This is a genomic window from Oceanospirillum maris DSM 6286 (genome assembly GCF_000422865.1).
Classification (GTDB): domain Bacteria; phylum Pseudomonadota; class Gammaproteobacteria; order Pseudomonadales; family Halomonadaceae; genus Oceanospirillum; species Oceanospirillum maris.
The window spans coordinates 47,294-65,744 of sequence record NZ_AUGW01000017.1 but is presented as its reverse complement, the minus strand read 5'-3'; the positions used below and the strand labels follow the sequence as shown (position 1 = coordinate 65,744).

Genomic DNA, 18,451 nt, shown 5'->3' with positions numbered 1-18,451 from the left:
CTCGAAATAAAAGAGCCGATCCTGTTTGCTTAATAGGATCGGTTTTTTTATGGCGTAATATTGCTGCTTATTTTTATGCTAAGCGCTATTTTTTATCAAGATCAATTGATAGCGCAGGTTTTCGGCTCGGTTTAATTGTACGGCCTTTAATCACACCTGGGCCGCCATCTTTTTTACGGGTACGCACAATTACGCGGCGCTGGGCTTTTACGTTAGCACCTCCTGCACCGGACTGGTCTGGTTGAGCTGCAGGATAACTTTCACGATTGATCTCATTCCCTACTAAGAAATCTGCGCAGGCAAACAAGTCAGATGCGAAAAAACGAAAGACATCCATTCCGCCAAACTGCTGATAAACACGCTTTTTATAAGAATTAAAGTGGCGTGTAATAGTTTGTGTTAGTTGTTCGGCAAATAAAATAGACGATGAGTTAATGCCGTTACCTTGTAAGCTGCATTTGGGTGCTTGAATAAACATCAGCTCAATAGGTAGGCCGTCAAAGTTTTTCTGCACACCGTTATGTTTACTCATAATGGTTTCGGTATTTTTATGCAGATATTCCCGCAGGGCCTTACTCACATGTTTATAAAGGTCGATAGGATTTTCCATGGGAACATCGCGGCCTTTTACACTACGAGACCACTCCCCGCGATAGTTCACCTCAATTTTTCCGTACAGGGAGCGGCTGCTAACCAGTGTAATGCCATAGGTGTGTATTACCGCATGATCTACCGTTATCTGACGGTCGTAAACGACAACGGTAAGGTTGTTGATGACAATCATATCTGAGCCTTCTTCGAAGGCTATCTTTAGCTTGCTGGCGACATCAGCACAGTTTTCCTCTGCGGGAGAATCTGTCTCGGGGCGAAATTTATATTCGGTCAAAATCATTGGTATGAGGCTCAGATAGAGAGGTTATTGGGTCAGCGATAAACAGCGATTATCTTTTTAATGAGTTAGATGTCTTGATTATAAGCAGAAACAGAATCCTCTGAGTAGATTCAATTTATCGACAACTTTAAAGCGCTGACAATAAACGGCGTAAAAATACTGGAAATCACATGAAACCTGTAAAGATAAACAGATGTTCGTTAGACTTGTGAAAACGGTTATTTCCGTCTGAATTTTATTTCCGCCTGAACAATCAATGGATTACCTAATCGGATGAGTGCACCTATTAACCCCAGTCATGATGGCTCTACCAATCCCAATCATGATGGTATAGAGCAGATATCGCTCAAGCAATATACTGAGAAAGCCTACCTTGATTACTCCATGTACGTCATTCTTGATCGTGCGCTTCCTCATATCGGTGATGGTCTTAAGCCCGTTCAGCGCCGCATTATTTATGCGATGTCTGAGCTAGGGCTAAAAGCCAGTGCTAAGCATAAAAAATCTGCCCGTACCGTGGGTGACGTATTGGGTAAATTTCACCCCCATGGTGATAGTGCCTGCTATGAAGCGATGGTGTTAATGGCGCAGCCTTTCTCCTATCGTTATCCATTGGTTGATGGCCAAGGTAACTGGGGTTCCCCTGATGACCCAAAATCTTTTGCGGCAATGCGTTATACCGAAGCCAAATTGTCCAAATTTTCAGAGTTACTACTCACAGAATTAGGTCATGGCACAGCGGATTGGCTCCCCAATTTTGACGGTACGCTAAATGAACCCGCTGTACTGCCGAGCCGTGTGCCCCATGTTTTACTCAACGGCTCTACTGGTATCGCCGTTGGTATGGCAACGGATATTCCGCCCCATAATCTTAATGAGGTAGCCCAAGCGGCGATTCATCTATTGAATCATCCGGCTTCAGGTATTACCGATCTTATGCGGTTTGTTAAAGCGCCAGACTATCCAACGGATGCTGAGATCATCACCCCAGAGAGTGATATTCGTAAGCTATACGAGACAGGCAAAGGTAGCCTTCGTATGCGGGCGATCTATCAGGTGGAAGAGGGTGATGTGGTTGTTACCGCACTGCCACATCAGGTGTCGGGTGCTAAAATTCTAGAGCAAATTGCCGCACAAATGCAGGCTAAAAAACTCCCTATGGTGGTTGATCTTCGGGATGAGTCTGACCATGAAAATCCTACTCGACTTGTGATTGTACCTCGTTCCAATCGAGTCGATGTCGACGCTATCATGGCGCACCTGTTTGCTACCACAGACCTTGAGAAAAGTTATCGCGTTAACCTCAATATGATTGGCACGGATGGTCGACCGCAGGTTAAAGGCTTGGTGCAAATCTTGGCTGAGTGGCTGCGCTTCCGTCAAGCAACCGTAAGACGGCGCTTAGAGTACCGGTTGCAGAAGGTAACCGATCGGCTGCATCTGTTAGAAGGTTTGCTGGTCGCTTTTCTTAATATCGATGAAGTGATCGATATTATTCGCAGTAAAGATGAACCCAAGCAAGAGTTGATTAACCGCTTTGCCCTTAGTGAGCATCAGGCTGAAGCTATTTTAGAGCTGCGCTTGCGTCAGCTTGCCAAGCTCGAAGAAGTTAAAATTCGTGGTGAGCAAGCTGAGCTAGAAGATGAACGTCAAAAGCTTGAGTATTTATTAGGCTCCGCTAGCGCGTTAAATCAATTGATTGAAGATGAGCTTAGCGCGGATGCTAAACAGTTTGGTGATCCACGACGTTCACCATTAGTACGACGAGAAGACGCTAAAGCTCTCGACGAGACCGCTCTCGTTAGTGCAGACCCTATTACCATTGTGCTCTCAAAACAGGGCTGGATTAGAGCTGCTAAAGGCCATGATATTGATCCAGAAGGTTTGAGCTATAAATCAGGGGATGGCTTTCATCTTGCCTGTTACGGTAAATCTAATCAGCAGGCGGTCTTTATTGATAGTAGTGGCCGTAGTTACTCTTTACCTGCCCACACATTACCTTCTGCTAGAGGGCAAGGTGAGCCGTTAACAGGACGTATTAATCCGCCTTCTGGTGCAGCCTTTCAAGGTTTGGTCATGGCGGAAGAGAAGGGGCGTTTTCTGATGGCCAGCGATGCTGGTTATGGCTTTGTTGTCGAATCGTCTGATCTTCTTGCGACGAAGAAAGCAGGGAAAGCCTTGCTCACCGTGCCAAAAGGTTGTGAGGTTTTACCTCCTAAGATTATTCCAGTGGGGGATGATCTGCGTGTTGCGGTGATTACAACGGAGGGGCGCTTATTGGTGTTCCTGTTGGAACAACTGCCGACGCTAGGCAAAGGTAAAGGCAATAAGATGATCGATATTGCAGCGGCTAAATCCTCTGGACGAGAAGAATATATTCGAGACTATATCGTTTTCAATGGCGATGAGACCCTCGCTATTTATGCGGGTAAGCGCCATCTGATGCTGAAACCTGCAGACCTAGAGCATTATCTTGGAGAGCGTGGTCGTCGTGGAAATAAGCTGCCACGGGGATTTCAAAAAGTTGATCAAATCATGGTCAAAGAGACAGACTAACTGAAATGGAACGATAACAAAGGCAGCGCGCCAATATGTCTTATACCGTTGTAAGACATATCTTACAAAACATGACGATATTGTCAGTTTGAACCCTTGTTATTAGCCTGTTTCGGAGTGGTTTTACAAAAAAATATAATACTATCAGTAGGTTATGTTTTTATAGTGAATCAGTAACGATAGCCAATGTAAAATAGAGTGTTTTTTTAATGCAGGGATTTGATAAAGTTAACGGGCAGTCAAGGAGTGGCAGCACATCGAAAAGGGTTTCGATATAAGGGCATACAGGATTGGATTTTGTGGCGAACAGGGATGCAGGAGCATTAGTTCAAGGACACCACACGGAAGACTTAGGATGAGTCAGCTATCATGGATTAGATGGTAAGGGAACAAAGGGCGGCAAGGCCGCCCTTCTCTTTTTCTCTTTTTCTCTTTCTTTTTTTATCCTTTCTGTTTTTTCTACCCTTTTTATTCTTCTATTTCTGTTTTATTTATCTTCTTCTTTTTTATCTAATTTTCTTTTTTATAGCCTCGATTAATCGTTTGGCATACCTTCTAGCTTATTCAACTTATTTTCAATGCCATCCCATTTTTCAGCCTCTGGCAGAGGGTCTTTGCGCTCGGTAATATTAGGCCAGTGTTCTGCTAAAAGTGTATTCAACTCGATAAAATCTTGTAGTTCATCAGGTAGCTCATCTTCTGAGTAAATCGCTGCTGCGGGGCATTCAGGCTCACACAATGCGCAGTCGATGCACTCATCGGGGTGAATCACCAAGAAATTAGGCCCTTCGTAGAAACAATCCACAGGACAAACGTCAACGCAATCGGTGTATTTGCACTGAATGCAGTTATCGGTCACAACAAAAGCCATAGCGATTCTCCTATTTATTCGGCAGTGTGCATTATTTTATGACTGAATCACAAATTGAGCGTGTTTGAATAATACGCTAATAAGTCCTTTCTGAAAAAAACACCTCCCTCTTAATAAAAAGCTTTGATGACTATCTTATAAAACCCAATGCTATGGGATAAAAGAGTAGGAACCATAACCGTGGTGCACATAATAGAGCCATTGATCACATTCGGTGCGCCCTATCTCAAGACTTTATTATGTTATAGCCCTTACTTTTCTTTTAACTTGCTGAATTTCATATGTTTTAACAAACATGGCACGGTTCTTCAATATTCCCAAAGAGAAATAATTTTTCTTATAGAGAAAGGGGTTTTTATGAAGCTAATTAGTGCCATTATCAGGCCCCACGCGTTAAATGATACGCGTGAGGCATTGCAAGAATTAGGTATTACAGGCCTTACCACAACAGAGGTTCATGGGTATGGCCGACAAAAAGGGCATACGGAGCTATATAGGGGGGCAGAGTACAGCGTCGAATTTCAGTCCAAGGTGAAAATAGAAATTGCGGTAAAGGATGATTTTGTTGATCCAATCCTAGAAGCTATTTCTCAAACCTGCGGAACAGGAAAAATAGGCGATGGAAAAATCTTCGTTCTAGATATAGATAAAGCCGTTCGGATTCGCACTGGTGAAACCGGCGAGCAGGCCCTTTAGGATAGGAGCAAGATATGGATAATTTAGTCATTGAAGTAGGTTATGCCCTCGATACGTTTTATTTCTTAATAAGCGCAGCTTTAGTGATGTGGATGGCGGCTGGTTTTGCCATGCTTGAAGCGGGTTTAGTAAGAAGTAAGAACACGGTTGAGATCCTCAACAAGAATGCTTTGTTATATGGTATCGCCTGCATTGTTTATCTAATTGTTGGTTACAACGTGATGTACCCTGCTAACCCTATGTCGTCAGTTATTCCAGGAATCGATTTCTTCTTGGGTGCAGACAATACCGCTGCGGATGTGCTTTCTGGAGAAGAGGGCGCACCTTACTACTCGACAATGTCGGACTTCATTTTCCAAGCGGTATTTGCTGCAGCAACAATGTCGATTGTATCGGGTGCTGTTGCTGAGCGGATGCGCCTATGGCCTTTCTTAATTTTCGCCATTGTAATGGTGTCGGTTATCTACCCAGTAGAAGGTTATTGGAAATGGGGCGGTGGTTTCTTAGACCAAATGGGCTTTCAAGATTTTGCAGGTTCTGTTGTTGTTCATATGGCGGGTGCTTCAGCTGCACTGGCTGCCGTTATTTTGGTAGGTCCACGTAAAGGCCGCTATGGGAAAAATGGTAAGCCAATAGCGATTCCTGGTGCTAATTTACCGATGGCTACACTGGGTATGTTTATCCTATGGATGGGCTGGTTTGGCTTTAATGGTGGCTCTGAACTAAAAATCGCGAATATTGATGAAGCTAATGCTGTCGCTAAAGTTTTTGTTAACACTAACGCCGCTGCCGCTGCGGGTATGGTTGCAGCAGCATTACTCGCTCGCTTCTTATTTGGTAAGACGGATCTCACCATGACCATTAATGGTGCTTTGGCCGGTTTGGTTGCGATTACAGCAGAACCGTTAATGCCGTCTCCTGCGATGGCAACTTTAATTGGTGCTGTTGGTGGCCTGATTGTTGTGGGGTCTGTATTGCTGCTGGACAAACTGAAGCTGGATGACCCTGTTGGCGCTATTTCGGTACATGGTTCAGCTGGTATTTGGGGGATCTTTGCAGTCTTGATCAGTAATCCTGATGCAACCTTTATGAATCAGTTGATAGGCACTGTTGTGGTCTTTGCATGGATGTTCGGCGCAACCTTTGTTGTTTTGTCGATTATTAAAGCCGTTGTTGGTTTACGTGCAAGTGAAGAAGAAGAGATGGAAGGTATGGATGTGCATGAATGTGGCATGACTGCTTATCCGGAGTTCACTAATGACAAATAATCATTTGTCTTAAACGATTTATTTTACTTTTTATCTTTCTATCTACTTTTTATCGAGCTTTACCCTCTATACAGCCTTTACCCCCATTGCGCTTACCGGTTCCTAGGTAAGCGCTTTTTTTATTCAGAGTAGTTAATAATAGACAATAGCTGTAACGGCACATCATAAAGCTGCTCTGGGCCATGGGGAACCTCGGCATCAAAGGTCAAGCTGTCACCCGCTTTCATCTCATATAGATGGTTGCCGTGGCGATAAAGAAGGTGGCCCGATAATAGATAGACAAATTCTTGACCTGGGTGGGAGAAGGTTGGAAAAACCTCTGCCAGATCATCCATCGTGATGAGAAATGCCTCAAAGTTCTTTTTACCCCCGCGCTGATAGGTCAGTAGCTGATAATTATGGCCTTTGTCAGTTCCCCGGCGAACAACTTCAAGGCCTCCGCCTGCTTTAGTGAATTGTGCACTACCTTCAGGCCGGTCGTAATCAGTAAAGAGTGTAGAAATGGATAAGCCAATGGCATTGCAGAGTTTATTCAGTGTTTCTAGGCTCGTTGAAACTTGTGCATTCTCGATTTTACTGATCATGCCTTGACTGATATTTGAAATACGGGCGACATCAGTAATCTTTAGCCCTTGGTCAACTCTGGCTTTCTTGACCACCATGCCAATGTATTGGTCTAAGCTGAATTTTTCTGTGTGGTTCTGATCCATTTGCATGCTCCATTTTAAAGCGTGGCAGGCTATATCGATGTATATCTGCACTGTATTCGTACTATACCTGCACTGTATTTATACCCCGTCCGTACATGATGTCGGTTTTTCTGGTGGTAACGGAGGGCAAATTATACGCCTTACTTCTTCGAATCTATATTCCTCGCAAGAAATATATTTTCTTACCCTTTCAAATCAATAAGTTAAGAATATTAGGAATAAAATATTCCTGTAAGGAAAAATAGTGGCACGGCGGTTGCTTTCTTATAGATAAATAAATATTCCTTGTGGGAAATTAAAGCCTAGTGGGAAAAGTAAGTGACCTAAACTATTTAGGAGTTAGCTGATGCCTTTAGATGTAACGCGTTTCTGTGACGAAAATGACATCAAATATGTGCTCGCACAATTTGTAGATATTCATGGTGTTGCCAAAACTAAATCTGTGCCTGCTCATTGCTTGATGGATGTTGTTGAAAAAGGCGCAGGCTTTGCTGGTTTCGCCGTGTGGGGTTTAGGTATGGAACCGCACGGGCCAGATTTTCTTGCCAGAGGTGATCTCAGCAGTGTAAGCATTGTGCCGTGGCAGCCTGGTTATGCGCGGATTGTGTGTGACGGTTATGTTGATGGTAAACCGTACGCTTATGACAGTCGTGTTGCGCTGAAGGAACAGCTAAAACGTTTAAGCAGCCGAGGCTGGACGTTAAATACAGGGCTTGAACCTGAGTTTTCACTGTTTAAACGAAACAGTGATGGCTCTCTAGACCCTGCCGATGACACGGATACGCTGACAAAACCTTGCTATGACTACAAAGGATTATCCCGATCCCGTGAGTTTCTAGAAACGTTGGTCGATAGCTTGCAACAAGTTGGCATGGATGTTTACCAAATTGATCATGAAGATGCTAACGGCCAGTTTGAAATCAATTACACCTATAGTGATGCTTTAACCTCTGCTGACCGCTTTACCTTTGTCCGTATGGCCGCTGGTGAGATCGCTAATGATCTTGGCTTTGTGTGCTCCTTTATGCCTAAGCCTGCATCAGATCGCACCGGTAACGGTATGCACTTTCATCTATCTATTTGCGATGAAAGTGGCAAAAACCTATTTGGTGATGACAGCGACAAACATGGTATGGGGCTGTCGAAGATGGCCTATCACTTCACTGCAGGTTTGCTACATCACGCTAAAGCGTTATGCGCTATCTCTGCGCCAACGGTGAACTCTTACAAACGATTAGTGGTTGGTGGCTCAGCGTCTGGCGCAACGTGGGCACCGGCCTATATTTGTTACGGCGATAACAACCGCTCCGCCATGGTACGTGTGCCATATGGGCGGTTGGAATTCCGTTTGCCTGATTCGGCTTGTAATCCATATCTTGTTCACGCTGCCTTGATTGCCGCTGGTATGGATGGCATTGAGCGTGAGTTGGAAGCCGGTGATCCAGTCAACGCAAACCTTTACACCATGAGTGCAGAAGATCGAGCGGCTAAAGGTATCGAGATTTTGCCACAGACTTTGGGCGAAGCGGTGGATGCATTAGAAGCGGATACCGTACTGACTGACGCTATTGGCGAAGGGTTGATGGCGGAGTTTATCAAGCTTAAACGCGATGAATGGATTGATTACTGCCGACATGTGAGTGACTGGGAAGTGGCCCGTTACGGCGAATTTTTCTAATCCGATTTTACTTTTTAAAACATGTTTAGAGTACTTTTTATAAATGGCGCAGCCTAAGCCTAGCGAACCGTTTATTTAACTCTGTCATTTCTCTAAACCTGTTTTGTCTAACTATCTGTTTTGATAATGAGGATGATGCGATGTGTGGAATCGTAGGTCTCTACCTGAAAAACCCTGCTCTTGAGAGCGAATTGGGTGCCTTGTTTGAACCCATGTTGATTGCCATGACGGATCGAGGCCCTGACAGCGCAGGCTTTGCAATCTACGGTGATGAAGTAGTTGACGGCACTAAGCTGACTTTGCGCCATGAAGATGAAAATTATAACTGGGAAGCATTGGCTGAATTAGCCAGAGCAGAGTTGAATGCCGAAGTGGTCTGGTTCCAGAATGCCACCGTAGCCGTTTTCAAAATGCACTGTGATGCGCCAAGGGCTACCGCCTTTATTGAAGCTCATGCATCGGATGTTTTGATCTTAAGTGCCGGTCATTCCATCGAAATTCTAAAAGAAGTAGGTCTGCCTGAAATTATTGCCAATAACTTTAACCTTAAAGGTATGAAGGGCACACACATCATAGGTCACACACGAATGGCGACGGAATCAGCTGTCACCATGGCCGGTTCACACCCATTTTCTACCGGTGAAGATCTTTGCTTAGTCCATAACGGTTCGCTATCTAACCACAACCGCTTACGCTTGGAGTTGAAGCGTCAAGGCATTCACTTTGAAACCGACAATGACTCCGAAGTAGCAGCCGGTTATCTGATGCATCGCCTGCAAGAAGGCGACACCTTAAAGCAAGCCCTAGAAAATGCCCTGAAAGACCTAGATGGCTTCTTCACGTTTACTATTGGTACCCGTGATGGTTTTGCCGTTGTACGTGACCCTATCGCTTGTAAACCTGCGGTGTTGGCAGAGACAGATGACTATGTGGCAATGGCCTCAGAGTATCAGGCGCTGACGACATTACCCGGTATTGAAAATGCCCGAGTATGGGAGCCAGAAGCGGCTAAAATTTATGTTTGGGAACGCACCTGAGCGCAGGCGAATTAACGACGAGGAATCATCTTTATGAAAACATTTGATCTGACTACTACCTCGCTACGCGACATCAATCAGGCGTTGCATGAACAAAGTAGCGAATGCACAGAGCGTGAATGGAAAATTACGGGTGCCAAAGGCAACCATAATATTGCCTGCGGCTTAGACCAGTCACTGAGTGTCGATATTGAAGGTCATGCGGGCTACTACTGTGCTGGTATGAATAAGAAAGCCCATGTCGTCGTACATGGTAATGCTGGTCAAGGTGTAGCGGAAAATATGATGTCCGGCACCGTGCGGGTAAAAGGGCAAGCGTCTCAGTCTGCGGGGGCTACAGCTCACGGTGGTTTACTGGTTATTGAAGGTGATGCTGGCGCTCGCTGTGGTATCTCCATGAAGGGTGTTGAAATTGTGGTTGGTGGCAATGTTGGCCACATGAGTTGCTTTATGGGGCAGGCAGGTGCATTGGTTGTGTGCGGTGATGCTGGTGATGCTTTAGGGGATTCTCTTTATGAGACCCAAATTTTTGTTAAAGGTAGCGTGTCTTCTTTAGGTGCCGACTGTATCGAAAAAGAGATGCGACAAGAACATCTGGAATATTTAACGGATCTGCTTAACCGTGCAGGCGTTGACGAAGATCCAAAGGACTTTAAGCGCTATGGTTCTGCTCGTCAGCTATACAATTTTAAAGTTGATAATGCTTCCGCTTACTAATTAATCACGCAGTTTGGAGATATTGAGATGAGTGATTCAAACGATCTGAATGTAAAAACGGGCCTGCGTGAGTCTGCGACATTTGATGCAGCCACCATGACTGAAATCCGCCGAGCTGCCGAAACCGGTATCTACGACATTCGCGGATTTGGTGCCAAGCGTAAAGTGCCTCACTTTGATGATCTGTTATTCCTTGGGGCATCCATGTCGCGCTACCCGCTGGAAGGTTATCGTGAAAAGTGCAACACCCAAGTCACCTTAGGTACTCGCTTTGCGAAGAAGCCGATTGTTATTGAAACTCCCGTAACTATTGCCGGCATGAGCTTTGGTGCATTGTCTGCTAACGCAAAAGAAGCGTTAGGCCGCGGTGCTTCTGCAGTGGGTACATCGACTACCACTGGTGATGGTGGTATGACACCAGAAGAACGTGGGCAGTCGACCAAACTTGTTTATCAGTACCTGCCGTCCCGTTACGGTATGAACCCTGATGATCTGCGCAAAGCGGATGCGATTGAAGTGGTACTTGGCCAAGGTGCCAAACCGGGCGGCGGCGGTATGTTGCTGGGGCAGAAAATCACAGATCGTGTCGCTAAAATGAGAACCCTACCGATGGGTGTAGATCAGCGTTCCGCCTGTCGTCATCCTGACTGGACTGGCCCTGATGACCTAGCGATTAAAATCCAAGAACTGCGTGAAATTACCGACTGGCAGGTGCCTATCTACATCAAAGTAGGGGCAACCCGTACCTACTACGACGTTAAACTGGCCGTTAAAGCTGGGGCGGATGTGATTGTAGTTGATGGTATGCAAGGCGGTACCGCAGCGACTCAAGAAGTGTTTATTGAACACGTTGGCATTCCTACCATGGCGGCTATTCCACAGGCGGTTCAAGCCCTGCAAGAAATGGGGATGCATCGTAAGGTTCAGTTAATTGTTTCCGGCGGTATTCGTAACGGTGCTGATGTAGCGAAAGCGATGGCGCTAGGTGCCGATGCGGTTGCTATTGGTACGGCGGCATTGATCGCTCTGGGTTGTAACCATCCAAAATGGGATGAAGAGTTTAAGAAAATCGGTTCCGCTGCCGGTTATTACGATGACTATCATGAAGGTAAAGACCCTGCTGGTATCTCGACCCAAGACCCTGAGTTGAGTAAACGTCTTGATCCCGTTGAAGCGGGCCATCGTTTAGCTAATTATCTGCGTGTACTCACCATGGAGGCGCAAACGTTAGCGCGGGCCTGTGGTAAGAATGATCTGCGTAATTTAGAGCCGGAAGATCTGGTGGCACTGAATGTAGAGGCTGCAGCAATGGCACGTGTCCCCCTTGCAGGAACCAGCTGGATTCCGAGTCAGTCGTATTAATCTGACAGGCCTTAGATATCAATATCAAGCAGATAGCTAATGGAAAAATAGCAAAAGGATAGGAGCTGATTGGATAGCTCCTATTCGAGTCTAATATCCCAACGTAGATTTTAATTCAAAGCGTAATGCTTTGCGGTTTTTTGCACCCTGAAAAAAGTGACAGGATTTTGAAAATGCCTCATGCAACGAACAGAACCGAATATATTCTTCAAACCATGTGTCCAGCCGGAAGCGGCATTGTCGCGGATGTTGCTGGCTATCTGACAAAGCAGGGTTGCTATCTTAGTGAGCAAGCTCAGTTTGATGATGAAGATAGTGGCAAATTCTTTATGCGTACTCGTTTCCACTTTCAGGGTGAAGATAAAGCCGACCATATTCGAGAAGGCTTTGCAGAGGTCGCACAGCGTTTTGATATGCAGTGGAGTTTTCATAATGCCTGCGCACCGATAAAAACCATCATTATGGTTTCCAAGGCTGATCATTGTTTAAGCGATTTACTGTATCGCAAGAACAAGGGGGATCTGAATATTGAGATTACTGCCGTTGTATCTAACCATCAAGATTTGCGACACATGGCAGAGCGAGAAGGTATTCGTTTTGTACATCTTCCGGTTAATAAAGAAAACAAATCTCAGCAGGAAAAAGCCTTGCTGGATATTGTGAATGAAACTGAAACGGAGTTGGTTATTCTTGCCCGCTATATGCAGATTTTATCCGATGCGCTTTGCGCTCAACTGGCAGGGCGGGCAATTAATATTCACCACTCATTCCTTCCAGGCTTTAAAGGTGCTCGACCTTACTATCAAGCCTATGACCGAGGCGTAAAGCTAATTGGTGCTACTGCTCATTATGTAACCGCTGATCTAGATGAAGGGCCTATTATTGAACAGTCTGTTCAGAGTGTTGACCACACTATGGGGCCAGAAAAACTAACAATAGCGGGCCGTGATACTGAGACCGTTGCGCTAGCTCGAGCGGCAAAACTACATTCTGAACACCGTGTTTTTGTTGATGGAAATAAAACCGTTATCTTTAAATAGGAGAGAGCATGTCCACGCGAATTGATGGGAAAGTGATCTCCTCTCAGGTGCTTGAAGAGGTCAAAAAAGATGCTGCTGAATTTTATCAGCAGTTTGGTATTAAGCCAGGATTGGCCGTTGTACTGGTTGGCGAGGATCCCGCAAGTCAGGTTTATGTGCGCAATAAGACCGCCCGAGCCACGGAGTCTGGACTGAATTCTATTGAGTATCGCCTCCCTGAAGATACCTCTGAGCAAACACTCAATCTTCTAATTGAAAAGCTAAATAATGCACCGGATGTTCACGGCATTTTGGTACAGCTTCCTCTACCTGATCATCTGGACGAAGAGAAACTGATTGCCGCTATTGCTCCAGAGAAAGATGTGGATGGTTTTCATCCAGTCAATGTCGGTGCTCTAAGTCTTGGTAAAAAGTCATTAGTTCCCTGCACACCTCAAGGCTGCATGATTATGCTGGAAAAGACGCTTGGTGATCTTTCGGGCAAACATGCGGTTGTTGTGGGTCGCTCTAATATTGTTGGTAAGCCAATGGCATCCCTGCTACTCAAGGCAAACTGCACTGTTACGGTTATTCACTCTCGTACGACCAATCCCAAACAACTCAGTCAGCAGGCCGATATTCTTGTTGCGGCTGTAGGCTCCCCAGAAATGATCGGTAAAGATTGGGTTAAACCCGGCTGCACGGTTATTGATGTTGGTATCAATGTGATTGAGCGTGAAGGTAAGCGTAAGTTGGTAGGTGATGTGAATTATGCGGAAGTTGAGCCTCTGGTTAACGCTATTACGCCTGTACCTGGTGGTGTTGGGCCAATGACGATTGCCTGTCTGATGAGAAATACGCTGATCGCTGCTCGGCAGCAGCACTAGGGAAGCATCCTAGCCAGACAGAAAAACTCAGAGATTGGCGGCCCGTCAGCTGCCAGATGAAACATACTGCATCAGTAGACCTGATGATACAGGAGAAGGTTTATGCCCTTTGCACTTCTTAAATACGGTCTTAACGGTGACTTTCCCTTTGAGAAAGACGCTGACTTACCCCCACCAGTCTCCCTAAAGAAACGCTATGACGTCGTGATTATTGGCGGTGGAGGGCACGGGGTGGCCACGGCTTATTATTTAGCAAAATACCACGGTATTACCAATGTTGCTGTATTGGAAAAAGGTTATTTGGGTGGTGGCAATACAGCCCGCAACACAGCCGTGATTCGTTCAAACTACCTGACATCTGATGGGGTGAAGTTTTACAGCGAGTCGGTGAAGCTGTTCCAAAATCTGTCGAATGAATTTGACTTCAATATTATGTATTCCAAGCGGGGGCAATTGACGTTGGCGCATACGGATGCGGCTATTCGAGGCTTTCGCCAGCGTACAGAAGTGAATAAACATTTTGGTGGTAAGACCGAGTTAATCGGGCCTAAAGAAATTAAAGAGCTGGTGCCTACGCTGAATATGAATCCCGGCCATCAACCTGTGCTTGCGGGTTTATGGCATATGGATGGTGCGACAGCGCGACATGATGCCGTAGCTTGGGGATATGCAAAAGGTGCCACTCAGCGCGGCGTTGAGCTACATCAGCTTACTGAAGTGACTGATGTTGTCGTCGAGAATGGCAAAGTAACCGCAGTAAAAGCGAAGCAAGGTAGTGTCGATCACATCATCGAATGCGGTGTTGTCGTGCAAGCGGTGGCAGGGCATAGCTCATTATTAGCCGAGAAAGCCGGTTTTCGCCTGCCCATTACAACCTACCCATTACAAGCCATGGTGACGCAACCTGTTAAACCTTTTCTTGATCCTTTAGTTAGCTCCCCTGCTTTCCATTGCTATGTTCAGCAAACAGGGCGAGGTGAGCTGGTTTTTGGTGGCGGTTCTGATCCGTATCCGCTTTATAACAGCCGATCAACCCTTGAGCTAAAAGAAGAGTTATTAGCCCATGCCGTTGAGTTATTTCCATTTATGGCTAATTTGAAATTGATGCGTCAATGGACAGGATTGACAGATATGACCTCAGACTACAGCCCGATTATGGGCGAGAGCCCTGTTCAGAACTATTACCTTGATGCGGGCTGGGGAACGTGGGGCTTTAAAGCGACACCGATCTGTGGAAAGACGATGGCGGAACTGGTGGCGACAGGTAAAACACCTTCGTTGATAAAACCCTTTGGTGCCGAACGATTTAACGATTTTAGGCAAGTCAATGAAATGGGTGCTACCGCGGCCTCACACTGATTGAAAGGAACTGCCCCGTTGCTAAGCGTGGGCTAATGATACTCGATATCGGGGATGAATTATGAAGGTTATGACTTGCCCTCTAAATGGGCCAAGAAATATTAATGAATTTGTTTTTGGTGGCGAAGTTACGCCGTTGCCGGATTTACAAGCACCGGATCAGGCGTGGGCAGAGCATACATTTTATAGCTACAACGGTACGGGTGTTGTGCGTGAGTGGTGGTTCCACAGTGCATCAGGTTACTGGTTTGTGGCAGAGCGTGATCGCACAACAGATCAGATTATCAAGACCTATGATCCAAGTGAATTAGCAGCGGACATCCGAACGGCCATGCTTGATGTTGATCGTAAAATGTTTGGTGTTGAGCGTAAAACAGAGGAGGTTGCACCGTGAATAACCCTGCACCTGTTTTTAGGGATCGTCTACCAGAACCTATGGGGCTGATGCTAGAGCGTCAGAAAACCGTTGAGTTTATATTTGAAGGCGAGCGCATCACTGGAATTAAAGGGGATACGCTAGGTAGTGCTTTATTGGCTAATCAACAATGGGTTTGGTCTCGCTCTTTTAAGTATCATCGTCCTCGAGGGCCTCTAACCTTGGCAGGGCATGATGCTAACAGTCTTGTACAGCTACCGAATGAACCTAATGCTTTAGCTGATCGTGTACCTGCAATTGATGGCCTAGACGTGACCGGTCAGAATGTAAACGGCAGTGTAAAAAAAGACAAAGATGCTGTCTTAAACCACTTTGGGCGATTTATGCCTGTTGGCTTTTATTATCGCGCTTTTTATAAGCCAAAAGGTGTCTGGGACTGGTGGGAGAAGCAGATACGAGTGAAAGCAGGGCTTGGCATTGCTGATCTTAAATTTAAGCCTGAATATTACGATAAAGCTTTTTTGCATCACGATCTTGTGGTGGTCGGTTCTGGCCCTGCGGGTATGATGGCTGCTCTCAAAGCAGCGGATGCCGGTGCAGATGTCTTGCTATTGGAAGAGCATACTCTTTTAGGTGGCTCCTTAGCTTATTCTGAGTTTAGTGATTGTAATAACCCTGAACAGCTACGTCAGGAATTGATGGCCAAGGTTCGCCAGCACGCCAATATTACTGTAATGACCGAGGCGGTTTGTAATGCATGGTTTACCGATAACTGGTTACCAGTACTACAAGGAAAGCGCCTTTATAAAGTAAGAGCCAAGCAGTGCATTATGGTCACAGGTGCCTATGAGCAGCATGTGGTTTTTCGGGGTAATGATATTCCGGGCGTTATCTTCTCCAGTGCTGTGATGCGTTTGATGAAACTGTATGCGGTTAAACCAGGAGAACGGGCCGCTGTACTGACCGGCAATGAAGATGGTTATCTGACGGCGTTGATGCTCAACCGTCAAGGGATTCAACTGTGTGCGGTTATTGATATGCGACAGGCGTCGGAGCTATCTCATACGGAGAAAAATCTGGTTGATCAGCTTCATCAAAAAGGTGTTCAGGTACGTTTTGGGCAAACGGTTTATGAAGCAAAAGGTTCGCAGCGCTTAGAGTTCATTGAGGTGAGGGCGATTACTTCTCCCGGTGAAGTTTCTGCCTCGTTAGAGACTATTCCCTGTGATCTGCTGTGTATGTCCGCTGGCTATATGCCCGCTTACCAATTGATATGCCAAGCGGGTGGCCAACTTTCTTATGATGATCAAAGAGCCGCTTTTTCACTTAGAAACCTGCCGGATAATCTTTATATTGCAGGCTCGGTAAACGGTATTCATCGTTTGTCTGCGGTGATGAAGGATGGTGAACGGGCTGCTATTGAGGCATTAAACGCGCTTGAGCTTAGCGATGAAGCGGTTCCAGATGTTTTCTGTGATCAAAAAGTCAATTTCCACTGGCCTATCTTTAAGCATCCAAAAGGTAAAGACTTTGTCGATTTTGATGAAGATCTTCAGGTCAAAGATATTGTCAATGCTACCCGAATGGGCTATCGCGATATACAGCTTGTGAAGCGCTTTTCTACTGTTGGAATGGGGCCGTCGCAGGGTCGGCATTCGGCATTGCCAACGGCACGGCTTGTTGCTAAAGCGACTCAGAGAACCGTTTCTGAAACCGGTGTTACCACTGCAAGACCACCATTAACGCCCGAAAAACTAGCTTATATGGCTGGCCGTGGGTTTGATCCTTACCGGTTAACATCCATGCATTATCGCCATCTAGAGCTTGGTGCGAAAATGATTCCCGCTGGACTTTGGATGCGGCCTGCTTTTTATCCAAAGGAAGGACAACGGCTTACGGGAAGTGCTGCCAGCCCTTTGTTACTTCAAGCCCGAAACATTCGAAATGCTTGTATCGAGAATGAGTCCTTGCATGTGCGTACTAAGGTAGGGTTGATTGATGTCTCTACGCTAGGGGGCATTGAACTACGGGGGCCGGATGCCGCAGAGCTTATGAATCGTATTTATACCTTTGGCTTTCTCAAACAGCCGGTGGGAAAAACACGTTATGCGGTTCTAACCAATGAACAAGGTGTTGTGATTGATGATGGCGTGGCCTGCCGGTTTGACGAAGATCACTTCTATGTGACAGCGACAACAACCGGTGTGGATAATGTCTATCGATTGATGACCTTCTGGAATACTCAGTGGCAACTGGATGTGGATATTACTAACGTCAGTTCAGCTTATGCCGCCGTGAATCTGGCGGGGCCTGATAGTCGCAAGGTTCTGGAAGGACTAACGGATTTGGATTTAAGTCGAGAAGGCTTTCCTTATCTAGCTTGCCGAGAAGGTTTTCTGAATGTGCCGGGTTGTGAACACAAGATCCCTGCTCGATTCTTACGAGTTGGTTTTGTTGGAGAGCTAGGCTATGAGCTTCATGTACCATCCCGCTATGGCGAGGTACTTTGGGATATTCTGATGGCCGCAGGTCAGCCATTTGATATCAAACCCTTCGGTGTTGAAACCCAGCGTCTTCTTCGTTTGGAAAAAGGTCATATCATTATAGGCCAAGATACCGATGGTATGAGCCATCCTAGTGAAGTCTCTCTTGGCTGGGCTGTAAGCAAGAAAAAACCTTATTTCAACGGGTGTCGGGCGGTGGATATTGTGATGAAGCGGCCCCAGACCCGTAAGCTTGTGGGCTTTCGTTTATCCGCTGAATATCTTGTCCAAAATCAGAAACCAGAAGAGGGCCATATTGTGTTGTCAGATACAGGGTCTGATTCATCCATTACAGGGAATGTGACATCCTGCGAATACTCTCCCACTGCTAATGCCATTATTGGTATGGCCTACGTGGGTATCGAACAATCTGAAGAAGGCGGCCAGTTTCCTATTCGCGTTGATGGTGGTTCGGTGGTGATGGCTAGCGTTGTAAGTTTGCCATTTTATGACAAAGAACAAACACGGCAGGAGGCTTAG

General features: G+C 45.9%; 15 protein-coding genes. 12 read left to right on the top strand and 3 right to left on the bottom strand.

The window, feature by feature from the left end:
* Window positions 1–85: 85 nt before the first annotated feature.
* Window positions 86–892 (bottom strand): nuclease-related domain-containing protein, encoded by an 807-nt coding sequence (locus G517_RS0108205; protein WP_028304007.1) that lies wholly within the window; start codon window positions 890–892, stop codon window positions 86–88.
* A 273-nt stretch (window positions 893–1,165) separates the two neighbouring features.
* Here G517_RS0108205 and parC point away from each other — a divergent pair, with 273 nt between their 5' ends.
* A complete protein-coding gene (gene parC / locus G517_RS0108200) occupies window positions 1,166–3,448 on the top strand; it encodes a DNA topoisomerase IV subunit A (RefSeq protein ID WP_036590889.1) in 2,283 nt (760 codons plus the stop codon).
* 535 nt (window positions 3,449–3,983) lie between these two features.
* On the opposite strand, the gene fdxA is transcribed toward parC, so the two are convergent.
* A complete protein-coding gene (gene fdxA / locus G517_RS0108195; protein ID WP_028304005.1) occupies window positions 3,984–4,319 on the bottom strand; it encodes a ferredoxin FdxA in 336 nt (111 codons plus the stop codon).
* A 357-nt stretch (window positions 4,320–4,676) separates the two neighbouring features.
* Between fdxA and G517_RS0108190 the strand changes: the two genes are divergently transcribed.
* Window positions 4,677–5,015 carry a P-II family nitrogen regulator gene (locus G517_RS0108190; protein ID WP_028304004.1) on the top strand — a complete coding sequence of 113 codons (339 nt, stop codon included), beginning with the start codon at window positions 4,677–4,679 and terminating at the stop codon, window positions 5,013–5,015.
* Window positions 5,016–5,029: 14 nt separating this feature from the next.
* On the top strand, window positions 5,030–6,283 hold the full coding sequence (locus G517_RS0108185) for an ammonium transporter (protein WP_028304003.1): 1,254 nt from the start codon (window positions 5,030–5,032) through the stop codon (window positions 6,281–6,283).
* A 119-nt stretch (window positions 6,284–6,402) separates the two neighbouring features.
* Here the strand turns inward: G517_RS0108185 and G517_RS0108180 are convergent, their stop codons facing one another.
* Window positions 6,403–6,993, bottom strand: coding sequence for a helix-turn-helix domain-containing protein (locus G517_RS0108180; protein WP_028304002.1), 591 nt, complete (start codon window positions 6,991–6,993; stop codon window positions 6,403–6,405).
* Window positions 6,994–7,339: 346 nt separating this feature from the next.
* On the opposite strand from G517_RS0108180, the gene glnT reads away from it, so the two are divergent.
* From glnT to G517_RS0108135, 9 genes are all read left to right on the top strand, one after another.
* Window positions 7,340–8,671, top strand: coding sequence for a type III glutamate--ammonia ligase (gene glnT, locus G517_RS0108175; RefSeq protein ID WP_102043362.1), 1,332 nt, complete (start codon window positions 7,340–7,342; stop codon window positions 8,669–8,671).
* Window positions 8,672–8,811: 140 nt separating this feature from the next.
* A complete protein-coding gene (locus G517_RS0108170; RefSeq protein ID WP_028304000.1) occupies window positions 8,812–9,708 on the top strand; it encodes a class II glutamine amidotransferase in 897 nt (298 codons plus the stop codon).
* A 33-nt stretch (window positions 9,709–9,741) separates the two neighbouring features.
* Window positions 9,742–10,425: a GltB/FmdC/FwdC-like GXGXG domain-containing protein gene (locus G517_RS0108165; RefSeq protein ID WP_028303999.1), complete on the top strand. Its 684-nt coding sequence runs from the start codon at window positions 9,742–9,744 to the stop codon at window positions 10,423–10,425.
* A gap of 27 nt (window positions 10,426–10,452) precedes the next feature.
* Window positions 10,453–11,787 carry an FMN-binding glutamate synthase family protein gene (locus G517_RS0108160; protein ID WP_028303998.1) on the top strand — a complete coding sequence of 445 codons (1,335 nt, stop codon included), beginning with the start codon at window positions 10,453–10,455 and terminating at the stop codon, window positions 11,785–11,787.
* A 173-nt stretch (window positions 11,788–11,960) separates the two neighbouring features.
* On the top strand, window positions 11,961–12,827 hold the full coding sequence (gene purU, locus G517_RS0108155; RefSeq protein WP_028303997.1) for a formyltetrahydrofolate deformylase: 867 nt from the start codon (window positions 11,961–11,963) through the stop codon (window positions 12,825–12,827).
* A gap of 8 nt (window positions 12,828–12,835) precedes the next feature.
* Window positions 12,836–13,693 (top strand): bifunctional methylenetetrahydrofolate dehydrogenase/methenyltetrahydrofolate cyclohydrolase FolD, encoded by an 858-nt coding sequence (folD, locus tag G517_RS0108150; protein ID WP_028303996.1) that lies wholly within the window; start codon window positions 12,836–12,838, stop codon window positions 13,691–13,693.
* A gap of 102 nt (window positions 13,694–13,795) precedes the next feature.
* Complete coding sequence (locus G517_RS0108145; RefSeq protein ID WP_028303995.1) at window positions 13,796–15,052, top strand: FAD-dependent oxidoreductase; 1,257 nt, start codon at window positions 13,796–13,798, stop codon at window positions 15,050–15,052.
* A 61-nt stretch (window positions 15,053–15,113) separates the two neighbouring features.
* Window positions 15,114–15,446: a sarcosine oxidase subunit delta gene (locus G517_RS18345; RefSeq protein WP_084632135.1), complete on the top strand. Its 333-nt coding sequence runs from the start codon at window positions 15,114–15,116 to the stop codon at window positions 15,444–15,446.
* Window positions 15,443–18,451: an FAD-dependent oxidoreductase gene (locus G517_RS0108135; protein WP_028303994.1), complete on the top strand. Its 3,009-nt coding sequence runs from the start codon at window positions 15,443–15,445 to the stop codon at window positions 18,449–18,451. The genes G517_RS18345 and G517_RS0108135 overlap by 4 nt, the downstream gene beginning before the upstream one ends.